Origin of the sequence: Oceanobacillus locisalsi (assembly GCF_042675985.1) — a bacterium.
Lineage (GTDB): Bacteria > Bacillota > Bacilli > Bacillales > Amphibacillaceae > Oceanobacillus > Oceanobacillus locisalsi.
On sequence record NZ_JBHTKK010000045.1, the window covers coordinates 1 to 9,732 of the forward strand.

The following is a 9,732-nucleotide window of genomic DNA, read 5'->3' on the forward strand; positions in this document are numbered from 1 at the left end:
TTTCTTAGAAATACCATTTACCTTCAGCTGTCTACGAATTTTTTAGCTTTTCTCGCTTAAAAATAGGAAATCATGAACCAAAAATTTTAATTTGATTCTTTAATCTGCAGGTATGAATAATTCAGGTCTATCTTTTTTATTTTCTTAAAAGTAATCAGGGATAATAATGCAACCATAATCAGCATCCACTCATGTTCTTCTCCTCTGTTATCCATGATTTTCATCAAAATAATCACTCCTTGATATTCGTCGTATGCATGAAGTATTTTCCCAACTTACCTATCGCTTTTACAACCTTTTAGAAAGAAGGATTTCATCACGAATCGGAATCGCGTCGTTCCCCATTTTCGGAATTTCCGGTTTCCATTCTCTTTCTTTTTTAACAGCTCCTTTAAAAAGAGCTGTTAAATTGTATCCTCGCCTCTGATAAAAACCTAATGCATGTAAATTATCGTTTGTCGTTATCTTTTACAAAATTCATAGTCTACTCCTCCAATTAGCCTGTTCAAACGCTTGATAAAGAAGGTATATGCAGCAATCATTTTAACAGGCTGCTTCATTCATACTATTTTATTCTTAGGAATCGGCTCAACCTTGCTTAATTTCACACCGTATTTTCCAAAACGCAGGATAATGAAAGCTGGAATCAAAAGAATTAGAGCTCCAATAATCAAGGCGGTTTTCCCGGTAAATAATTCAGGAATAGCTCCAGCTAAAAAAGTACCCAACATCGATACAAGTCCACCAATAACATAGGTCGAGCTTCTCACTCTTGTTAAAAATTCATCTGGCGTAATCCCCTGATGGACAGCTCCTTGAACAATAAAGGCCATGGAAAGCGCGCAATCAAAAATAGCCATGCCTAAACACATCATGATAAACGTATTTGTAACTGTCATCATTAATATACCTGTTCCAGAAATAATCATTAAAAAACAAGTAAGTGTAACCCAATTTTTATTTTTAAATTTATTTATCAATATGATACCTGCAATATTACCAACACCGGCGCTTGATAATAAAAAACCAATTAATCCCTCTGATAATGCCAAGGTCATTTGGGCATAAAATATAATAGTCAAAGTGATAAATATCGTTGTAAATCCTAATATGCACATTACTGCTATACTAATTAGCTGCTGGGGATTATTTATGAGAATTTTCATACCGTCTAAAGCTCTACCTAAAAATGCATTCCTATTATTTTTCGGAGAGTCTCCCCTCTCCACTTTTGTATCGTTTTTTTCATGGTGAATAAATGCTATCAACCATGCAGATGAAAGGGATAGAACTGCACAAATAAGTAATGTCCATACCGATCCGGTTTTTGCCAATAATATGCCGCCCAGCGCTGGACCAATGACCGTAGCAATCGCATCTGCAGCTTCCATATTTGTATGTGCTTTTAACAGGTTTTCCCTGCCAGCAATCCCTGGAATCATTGAAGTAAACGCTGTTCGGCTAATTAATGCCAGTATTCCCATTACAAATAACAAAAAAGCAATCATAACGGCATTTACGTTTTTTGTAGCTAAAAGAAAAGCAAGTGTAAAAATACTTACCCCATATAAAAAATGGCAAGTAGCTGCGACCCTGACCTTATGCTTATTCTCTACCCATGTTCCAATTGGTATAGCAAATAAAATCGTGCCAGCTTGCTGAGACAAAGCCACGAGTGCTGTAACTAACGGTGAACTGGTTAATCCTAATACTATCAAAGGAATCACTAACTCTCTAAATCTCTCGTTTAAAATAGAAAGAAATTGAGATTTCCACATATATTTGAAATTTCTGTTAATCAATAATGTCTTCATTTTATACTACCTTCTTTAGGTAAGAGTAATGAACTGCTTCGTCCCAATCAGTTGTTACGAAATAACGTTACTTAAAAATCGTTTTCCTATAAACTTCCCTTATTTTACCTTATATTTTAGTATGGAATCAATATACACTGTAAGAAAAAAGGGATAATTTGCATCATTCAATTATTTTATAACAAAACTGATATTATTTACGTTTAGCTGGTTTATCTCTGTTTAAAACGGAAAAGGAATCATTGGCACGAAATACTCACATCCATAGAACCGGAAGAATTTTTTATGAGTAATAGATTATTAGGTTTCTCACTGCATTCTTTCTATTGTATACTAAAAGAAAGTATTTTAGGAGGTTTCTTTATTATGCACAAACATACTTTGCATTCGATTCATTCCCAATTTAACGATAAAAAACAAAGTGATGAAAATAAAAAGGAACTTTTACAAAGAATAAAAATCAATTCTGACAATATGGCAGATGACTCACCTTCCTCTGATAAGGATACTGAGAATACGATGGACTATAAAGAACTTTATCGTAAAACAAGAAAGGATTTGCAAAAATTAAAAAAAGAAAACACCAATTTAAAGTCGCTTTTATCTCAAGAAAAGAACAAAGAAAAAAAGGTATTCCAGGAACTCTCTGACATCAAACTAGAAAAAAATAATTTACTGCAGGAAAATACGAAATTACATGACGAAATAAAACAGCTGCATCAGCAATTAGAGAAAGAAAGATCCAAGATAATCCAGAATAATGAGCTTTTAGAACTTACAAGCAAAGAAAAGAAGCATATAGCCTCTTCTTTCGGCTATGTAAAGAAAAAAACAGACAAACAAGCTCGTCTCATAGAAAAACAACGCAAAAGAATCAAAAACTTACAATTTAGAAATCATCAAAAATATGTTGTTCCAATGCAGAAATTAGAGAATCAAGTAAATAGTTTACGATCCAAAAATCAATCTTATATGAACACAATCAATGATTTGGAAAGCCAGCTGAAACGATATGAGAATCTGGACCCGGATTTTTATTTACATATATTATACGATACATTAAATTATCGTAATTGCAGAGAATATGACTTTGTGAATGTATTATCTCGTAAATATGTTCTAGAAAGGAAGAAAGCGTATCATTTGTTTGGAAGCCCGAACGAGAATGATGATGCAATGTCTATTTCATATATGTTTGGTGTGATAAAAGAAAGCGATAATGCATACTTCTTTCATGACCTTGAAGAGAACGTTTTTACTGTCAGAAGTTTTCCTAATATTGCCGTGAGACATGATGATCCGGTTTCTGCTGTGTTAAATGAAGACGGCAGCGTGGACATTTATTGGAAATACAAGTCGAAGAAGCTGATGAATGAAGATAGATTACTAGACCAAAAATCTTCTAAAAAGAAGGAAAAGGTAAAGTCGAATACGGATAAAAAGGAAAAGGTTAAAAAAGAATATCTAGGAGATTACCACGTTTTAATCGTTACAGGCACTAACGGATCGAACTATCGAGATATGCTCCAACAACTGGTCGAGAAAGCAGTCTTCATTGATCTATTTGAAAAATCACCCGTCCATGTAAAGCATGCTCTTAAACGGCCGGATTATGTTGTTATTTGTACCGACAGTATTCCTCACCATGTGTTAGATTTTCTGGGAGAGGAGCAGTATAATAAATATATATTTGTTCATAACGCTAATGAAGATACCATTTACCTACGTTTAAAATCAGAAATTGCACAATATCAATTCCATCATTAACATGACTAAAAAAAGCAAGCAAATTAGTTTCTCATTCTATATTAAAAGACCTATGCGTATCTTTTCAATAGCATAGGTCTTTTAGCAGATTAGCAAAAACTTTATTTCATCTGATTCGATTTTCTTATGAGTTCACCGATTGTACCGCTTCTTCAATAGGTGTCTCTCCACCTACTGCTCGAAAGCTTTTGCCGATGGTTGTATCATTTTTCAAGCTGGTATAAATCACTTTCGCAATATCTTCTCGAGGCACTTCTCCCCGTTCTACATCAGCTCCAAGATTTACTTGATTGGTACCAGGTTCATTCGTTAATAATCCCGGATGAATAATCGTATAATCTAAGTCCGTATCTATCAGCCATTCATCCGCATAATGTTTCGCTACGACATATGGTGCAAATGATTCGGGAGCAGATTGAATTGCTTCCCTGCTGGTATCGAATGAACTAATCATAACAAAACGTTTCACATTTGCTTTTTCTGCCGCTTGAATGGTTTTCACCGCGCCGTCCAAGTCAATCATCAGGGTTTTATCTTTTCCCGTACTGCCTCCAGAACCTGCCGTAAATACAACTGCATCAACGCCCTCTGCTGCTTCAGCAATCGTATCAACTTCATCCTCTAAGTTCGCAACGGTAACTTCTGCACCTAAGTCTTTAAAATAATCGGCCTGTTCTTGCTTACGAATAAATGCACGTGCCTGATCTCCGTTTTCTTGAATCAACTTAACCAGATGTTTTCCGATTTGTCCATTTGCTCCAACTACTAAGATATTCAAAACACTCACCCTTTCTTTTTGACTGTTTCTCTTTTTATTGTAAAGGTTTGGAGAGAAGATGTTAAATATATTGGATTTAGCAAGAAATTAACCATAGATCTTTTACGTCAATCTAGAAAATAATACTTTCACGCCACTTGCCCTAAATGGAGTCAAGCACATCGAATACAAAGCGATTTATCCGGGTAGCTCTAAAAAGAAAGGAGCAGGTATTTCACTGGGTGTTATGAGATGGAATGCTATATTTGTTACACAGTTATTTGACTTAGTTTTAACAACAGGATTTATGTATAAATAACCTTGGAGACAGTTATAAGAAGATCAATGTGGTATTCTATCTCTAATTTATCTTTATTCATACTTATCTCAGGCCTTACCAATTGCGTCCATGTTTACCTCTTGTTCTGTTTTACGTTAGGCTATCAGAGCAAATAGGATTTAGTTAAGTATGATCAATTGTTTTTATTACATAAAAATAGCATGGCACCTTAACGAGTAAGTAACCCATCAAGGTGCCGTCATATCAACGTTTTGGAATACCGGATCCAGCTTCTAATATAACCTTTCAACCACTGGTACATCAGTATTTGTATATCTTCATATGTTGTAAAAAAGAGAGAGAACTCTACCCTCTCTTTAATATTCTCCTAAAAATATAAAAAGAAACATTAGTATAAAGTAATTTAAATTAAAGAACGGAGTTGTATACTACTCCACCGCCATTCACATCAACGATTTTCAAATGGTTGTCATGTTTTACGAAAATGGTTTTAAAGTGTTTTTTTCCTTCATCGTCAACAAGGAACATCACACGGTTTCCTGGATTGTCAGTAACCAGATGGAAATTCAAATCCTCTGCGTTTACCTGCTCATTAATGGTACTGTACTCTTCAAAAGAAGTGACATGATCCGGTTTATTTGGATAGTTTCCCCCATCAGAAGACGATTCCTGTTCAGATTCTTCTTGACCATCTTCTTCTGTTTCTGTGTTATTCTCTGTTTCCTCTCCTACAACTTCTCCATTTGCTGCATCAATGTTAAATTCATAAGCATTGCTGCTGGTTTCGATATCAATTTCGTAATAATTTTCATCCTCTTCAAATTCGAGGTCCACTTCTTGCACAAATCCATTGACTTTTTCAAAAGCTGTCTGGAGTGCTTCTTCAGCGGGAACTTTCTCCTCAGCGTTACTGTCGTTCGATGCAGATGCAACGGCGGCGCCACCAAAAATAAACGTTGCTCCCGCTGCTCCGATTAAAAGTTTGTTTTTCATCATTCTATCTCCTCCTACTTAATTTAACTTACAACTTAATAATAATTCTAAGTTCTAAGAATAGGATAATAGTGAAATTAGAATTTGATTAGAATTGGAAGAAGTAACCTGTATAGAATCTGAAATAAATCATTCATATCCATCTATACAAAAACACACGGAGCACAAATTAGCAGCTTGTCTATGTATGGTTTTGTAATTATTCAATTCTATATTGATATTATTTATTCTATAGATTAATGATAAATACTAAACATAAAAAAACAAGAAAAATCCGAATAAAATAGTTACTCATACCTGAATAGTAAACGACATTTGACTTGGAACAAATCGCTATGCTACAATTTCCGCCAGTGTATATACACTGGGTGGGCGAGGGGCGAAATTGGAAGAGAGAAAAATAAATGAAACACTTAAAACAGTATTACCGACTTCATGATCAAGGGACTTCAGTGAAGCAGGAAGTAATCTCTGGGGTAACTGCATTTTTAGCAGCAGTGTACATTGTCGCTGTTAATAGTACGATTTTAGCGGATGCCGGTATCCCGCTTGAAGGTGCGATTATAGCTACTATCTTAACCTCGCTCATCGGTTGTCTTATAATGGGATTCTATGCCAATGCTCCAGTTGTTCTCATGCCGGCAATGGGAATTAACGCGATGTTCACTTTTACATTTGTACATGGAATTGGAATGCATTGGCAGGAGGCACTTGCAATTGTCTTCATTGCAGGTCTTCTCTTTATGGTAATTGCGTTTACAAAACTTGCTGACCTTTTTAATAAAGCTATTCCTGAAACGATGAAGCATGCAGTTACAGCAGGGATTGGTTTACTCCTTACTTTTATTGGGCTAGAAAAAGGAGGACTCATTGAAGCGAATCCGGAGACTTTTGTACAACTTTCAGCGCTTTCAGATCCTCTTCCCTTGGCAACACTGCTTACGTTTTTAGTGGCAATGGTGTTATTTGTTCGTAACGTTCCTGGTCATTTTCTTTGGGCGATAATTTGTGGGGTCTTCATTGGAAAGTTACTTGGAGTAGAGACAGAGCAAAAAATGGTGAATGCCTCTCTTAGCAGATATGGCGACGTGTTTTTCCAAATGGACTTCACCAATATGTGGACTATTACTTTTTGGACGTCTGTATTTGCGATGACGATGGTTCTTACCTTTGAAAATATTGGTTTGATTTCTGGGTATATGTCGATGTTGCAGCGTTCTGATAAAACGAAGCGAGTGCTTCAGGCAAGTTCCATCTCTGCAATGAGCTCTGGTGTGTTCGGTACAAGTCCGACTATTGCCACTGCTGAAACAACTGCTGGAATATCAGCTGGAGGCAGGACAGGGTTATCATCGTTAACGACTGGGATTCTGTTTGGTCTAACATTATTCGCTCTGCCGCTTATTTCTCATATTACCGACAATGCAATTGCTCCAATACTTTTGATTCTTGGCGGAATAATGATGAGATCTTTGGCAAACATCTCCTTTGATTCGATTCTTAATTGGTTCCCTGCTTATCTCACCATTGCTTTCATTCCATTGACCCATTCGATAGCTGATGGAATTGCCTTTGGTTTTGTCGCTTATCCGCTTCTCCACATTCTTGCGGGTAAGAAAAAAAAGGTCAATAAAACAATGTATGTAATTGGAAGTTTATTTCTTATCCATCTTATACTAACAGCGCTAGCATTCTAAATACGAATGATAGGTTTATTCATTAACAGAGTTAATCCAATACAAGCGAGTAATGCATCCCAAATGTTAGAATAAAATCTAACATTTGGGATGTTTTTTGTATAGTGAAGTATAGAAATGAATTTAACTTTAAAGCTTATTAAGTGCTTATGAGTTAAAAATAAAATTGGCTGTATTAATTAAGTAGAGTCCAATACCGAACTTAATACAGCCGGTAATTAAAACTCTAAATTCCTAACATTACTGCTTCACTTTTAGTATTATCTGTTACAACAATGACAGAAATTTTTCTTAAAACGACTTTTGTAGCAATTTTTTCGACATTTGTAATGATCATCATCATAGTCATCTTTTTTACATCAATCAAAATCATATTTTTTCTTATGGCAGCGACATTTACAACGATCATCGCATATAGCTTTAACACTCCTTTCTCAATCAATATACGCAATATCAGAAAAGGAGTTTAGACAAAGATAATATTAACTAACACATTTTTTATCATCCTCGTGCATCAGTATGGAAAAATAAACGACGCCCGCAACTATCTATACGAGACGAGCACCTGGACATTGAGTCCCAATTAGCCAAAGCAATTTCCAAATATCTCACAGAGCATTATATGTATGCACTTCCATTTTTTATTAAATAAAAACGCCCACCTACAAAACTGTAGATAGACGTTAAAACGCTGATATTACTTCATTCTTCTGTAATTGACGTTAATAAAAATAAGTACCGGTGGTCGGGTTCGAACCGACACTCCTTGCGGAACACGATTTTGAGTCGTGCGCGTCTGCCAATTCCGCCACACCGGCATGTTCTTGGAGGCGGTAACCGGATTTGAACCGGTGATAAAGGTTTTGCAGACCTCTGCCTTACCACTTGGCTATACCGCCATCTTTTCTAAAGCGGAAGACGGGATTCGAACCCGCGACCCCCACCTTGGCAAGGTGGTGTTCTACCACTGAACTACTTCCGCAAAATGGCTGGGCCACCAGGATTCGAACCTGGGGTGCACGGGATCAAAACCCGATGCCTTACCGCTTGGCTATGGCCCAATAAGTATTGATTTAATGTTTGTAAATAAAAAGGGCGACCGGTGGGGATTGAACCCACGCGTGCCGGAGCCACAATCCGGTGCGTTAACCACTTCGCCACGGCCGCCATATTGGCAGGGGTAGTAGGAATCGAACCCACATCAAAGGTTTTGGAGACCTTCGTTTTACCATTAAACTATACCCCTATGAAAATTGATAAATGGTGGAGGGAGTAGGACTCGAACCTACGAACCCGATGGGAGCGGATTTACAGTCCGCCGCGTTTGGCCAACTTCGCTATCCCTCCATTTTTTAAAATGGTGGCTCGGGACGGAATCGAACCGCCGACACAAGGATTTTCAGTCCTCTGCTCTACCGACTGAGCTACCAAGCCATATAATATCTTTTAAGTTTTTAATGGCGGTCCGGACGGGACTCGAACCCGCGACCTCCTGCGTGACAGGCAGGCATTCTAACCAGCTGAACTACCGGACCATTTTGGTTGCGGGGGCAGGATTTGAACCTGCGACCTCTGGGTTATGAGCCCAACGAGCTGCCAGACTGCTCCACCCCGCGATATAAATTAATGAGTCTTACATGGTGGAGGATGCAGGGCTCGAACCTGCGACCCCCTGCTTGTAAGGCAGGTGCTCTCCCAGCTGAGCTAATCCTCCAAAGTCAAAAGCTTATGTTTTAACAAAAATGAGTTGGTGACCCGTACGGGATTCGAACCCGTGTTGCCGCCGTGAAAGGGCGGTGTCTTAACCACTTGACCAACGGGCCTTTAAAAACTTGTAATGGCGGAGAGCGAGGGATTCGAACCCTCGAAGCCGCGATAGCGGCTTACACGATTTCCAATCGTGCTCCTTCGGCCTCTCGGACAGCTCTCCATATGGCTCCACAGGTAGGATTCGAACCTACGACCGATCGGTTAACAGCCGATAGCTCTACCACTGAGCTACTGTGGAATAATCCATAACATAAAAGAAAGAAGTAATTCGCTTGTCCTTAAGGTTTTAACAAGTGAATACTCTAGCCTGGCAACATCCTACTCTTGCAGGGGGAAGCCCCCGACTACCATCGGCGCTGAAGAACTTAACTTCTGTGTTCGGCATGGGAACAGGTGTGACCTCTTCGCTATCGCCACCAGACAAAGATTTAAAAAATCAGCAACACTCAATATTATAATCATTTTTGAGAAAAAATCAAGTACTAATTTTAAAAAATATGTATGATTTTGTACCCTGAAAACTAAATAAGCGTAAGGCGACATGAAAAAACTTAGATAAGTCCTCAATCGATTAGTATCCGTCAGCTGCACGTGTCGCCACGCTTCCACCTCGGACCTATCAACCTCATCGTC

The 9,732-nt window shown here is 37.8% G+C and carries 7 protein-coding genes, 14 tRNA genes, 1 rRNA gene and 1 pseudogene; 2 read left to right on the forward strand and 21 right to left on the reverse strand.

The features are described 5' to 3' along the window. Positions 1-86: 86 nt before the first annotated feature. The 3 genes and pseudogenes from ACFQ19_RS19880 to ACFQ19_RS19890 all read right to left on the reverse strand — a co-directional run bounded on the left by ACFQ19_RS19880 (position 87) and on the right by ACFQ19_RS19890 (position 1,814). A complete protein-coding gene (locus tag ACFQ19_RS19880; RefSeq protein WP_379594589.1) occupies positions 87-227 on the reverse strand; it encodes a hypothetical protein in 141 nt (46 codons plus the stop codon). 61 nt (positions 228-288) lie between these two features. After that, a pseudogene (locus ACFQ19_RS19885) lies at positions 289-465 on the reverse strand (GNAT family N-acetyltransferase); the annotation flags it as partial. Between the two features lie 95 nt (positions 466-560). After that, positions 561-1,814, reverse strand: a complete 1,254-nt coding sequence (locus ACFQ19_RS19890) for an MFS transporter (RefSeq protein ID WP_379594577.1) — start codon at positions 1,812-1,814, stop codon at positions 561-563. Positions 1,815-2,180: 366 nt separating this feature from the next. On the opposite strand from ACFQ19_RS19890, the gene ACFQ19_RS19895 reads away from it, so the two are divergent. Further along, positions 2,181-3,581 (forward strand): coiled-coil domain-containing protein, encoded by a 1,401-nt coding sequence (locus ACFQ19_RS19895; RefSeq protein WP_379594579.1) that lies wholly within the window; start codon positions 2,181-2,183, stop codon positions 3,579-3,581. Between the two features lie 124 nt (positions 3,582-3,705). Here the strand turns inward: ACFQ19_RS19895 and ACFQ19_RS19900 are convergent, their stop codons facing one another. Then, positions 3,706-4,359 carry an SDR family oxidoreductase gene (locus ACFQ19_RS19900; RefSeq protein WP_379594581.1) on the reverse strand — a complete coding sequence of 218 codons (654 nt, stop codon included), beginning with the start codon at positions 4,357-4,359 and terminating at the stop codon, positions 3,706-3,708. A gap of 688 nt (positions 4,360-5,047) precedes the next feature. Next, complete coding sequence (locus ACFQ19_RS19905; protein ID WP_379594583.1) at positions 5,048-5,635, reverse strand: PepSY domain-containing protein; 588 nt, start codon at positions 5,633-5,635, stop codon at positions 5,048-5,050. A 401-nt stretch (positions 5,636-6,036) separates the two neighbouring features. On the opposite strand from ACFQ19_RS19905, the gene ACFQ19_RS19910 reads away from it, so the two are divergent. Further along, the gene (locus tag ACFQ19_RS19910; protein ID WP_379594585.1) at positions 6,037-7,329 is read left to right on the forward strand and encodes an NCS2 family permease; all 1,293 of its coding nucleotides are present in this window, start codon (positions 6,037-6,039) and stop codon (positions 7,327-7,329) included. Positions 7,330-7,555: 226 nt separating this feature from the next. Here ACFQ19_RS19910 and ACFQ19_RS19915 read toward each other — a convergent pair whose 3' ends face one another. The 16 genes from ACFQ19_RS19915 to rrf all read right to left on the reverse strand — a co-directional run bounded on the left by ACFQ19_RS19915 (position 7,556) and on the right by rrf (position 9,520). After that, positions 7,556-7,738: a hypothetical protein gene (locus ACFQ19_RS19915; RefSeq protein WP_379594587.1), complete on the reverse strand. Its 183-nt coding sequence runs from the start codon at positions 7,736-7,738 to the stop codon at positions 7,556-7,558. Positions 7,739-8,065: 327 nt separating this feature from the next. Beyond that, positions 8,066-8,147: transfer RNA gene (locus ACFQ19_RS19920), tRNA-Leu, on the reverse strand. A gap of 7 nt (positions 8,148-8,154) precedes the next feature. After that, positions 8,155-8,228, reverse strand: a tRNA-Cys gene (locus tag ACFQ19_RS19925). Between the two features lie 11 nt (positions 8,229-8,239). Then, positions 8,240-8,311, reverse strand: a tRNA-Gly gene (locus ACFQ19_RS19930). Positions 8,312-8,315: 4 nt separating this feature from the next. After that, a tRNA-Gln gene (locus ACFQ19_RS19935) sits at positions 8,316-8,390 on the reverse strand. Positions 8,391-8,423: 33 nt separating this feature from the next. Further along, a tRNA-His gene (locus ACFQ19_RS19940) sits at positions 8,424-8,496 on the reverse strand. 5 nt (positions 8,497-8,501) lie between these two features. Beyond that, a tRNA-Trp gene (locus ACFQ19_RS19945) sits at positions 8,502-8,575 on the reverse strand. A gap of 15 nt (positions 8,576-8,590) precedes the next feature. Further along, positions 8,591-8,676, reverse strand: a tRNA-Tyr gene (locus ACFQ19_RS19950). Between the two features lie 11 nt (positions 8,677-8,687). Then, a tRNA-Phe gene (locus ACFQ19_RS19955) sits at positions 8,688-8,763 on the reverse strand. Between the two features lie 24 nt (positions 8,764-8,787). After that, positions 8,788-8,864, reverse strand: a tRNA-Asp gene (locus tag ACFQ19_RS19960). A gap of 4 nt (positions 8,865-8,868) precedes the next feature. After that, positions 8,869-8,945: transfer RNA gene (locus tag ACFQ19_RS19965), tRNA-Met, on the reverse strand. A 22-nt stretch (positions 8,946-8,967) separates the two neighbouring features. Continuing rightward, positions 8,968-9,043: transfer RNA gene (locus ACFQ19_RS19970), tRNA-Val, on the reverse strand. A gap of 34 nt (positions 9,044-9,077) precedes the next feature. After that, positions 9,078-9,152 (reverse strand) — tRNA-Glu (locus ACFQ19_RS19975). A gap of 15 nt (positions 9,153-9,167) precedes the next feature. Further along, positions 9,168-9,259 (reverse strand) — tRNA-Ser (locus ACFQ19_RS19980). Between the two features lie 3 nt (positions 9,260-9,262). Beyond that, positions 9,263-9,337: transfer RNA gene (locus ACFQ19_RS19985), tRNA-Asn, on the reverse strand. A 67-nt stretch (positions 9,338-9,404) separates the two neighbouring features. Continuing rightward, a 5S ribosomal RNA gene (gene rrf, locus ACFQ19_RS19990) occupies positions 9,405-9,520 on the reverse strand. Positions 9,521-9,732 lie beyond the last annotated feature (212 nt).

Excerpts from the sequence above, each read along its gene's own strand:
- ACFQ19_RS19890 (WP_379594577.1), bottom strand. The coding sequence starts at position 1,814 with ATGAAGACATTATTGATTAACAGAAATTTCAAATATATGTGGAAATCT.
- ACFQ19_RS19895 (WP_379594579.1), top strand. The coding sequence starts at position 2,181 with ATGCACAAACATACTTTGCATTCGATTCATTCCCAATTTAACGATAAA.
- ACFQ19_RS19905 (WP_379594583.1), bottom strand. The coding sequence starts at position 5,635 with ATGATGAAAAACAAACTTTTAATCGGAGCAGCGGGAGCAACGTTTATT.
- ACFQ19_RS19910 (WP_379594585.1), top strand. The coding sequence starts at position 6,037 with ATGAAACACTTAAAACAGTATTACCGACTTCATGATCAAGGGACTTCA.
- ACFQ19_RS19915 (WP_379594587.1), bottom strand. The coding sequence starts at position 7,738 with ATGATCGTTGTAAATGTCGCTGCCATAAGAAAAAATATGATTTTGATT.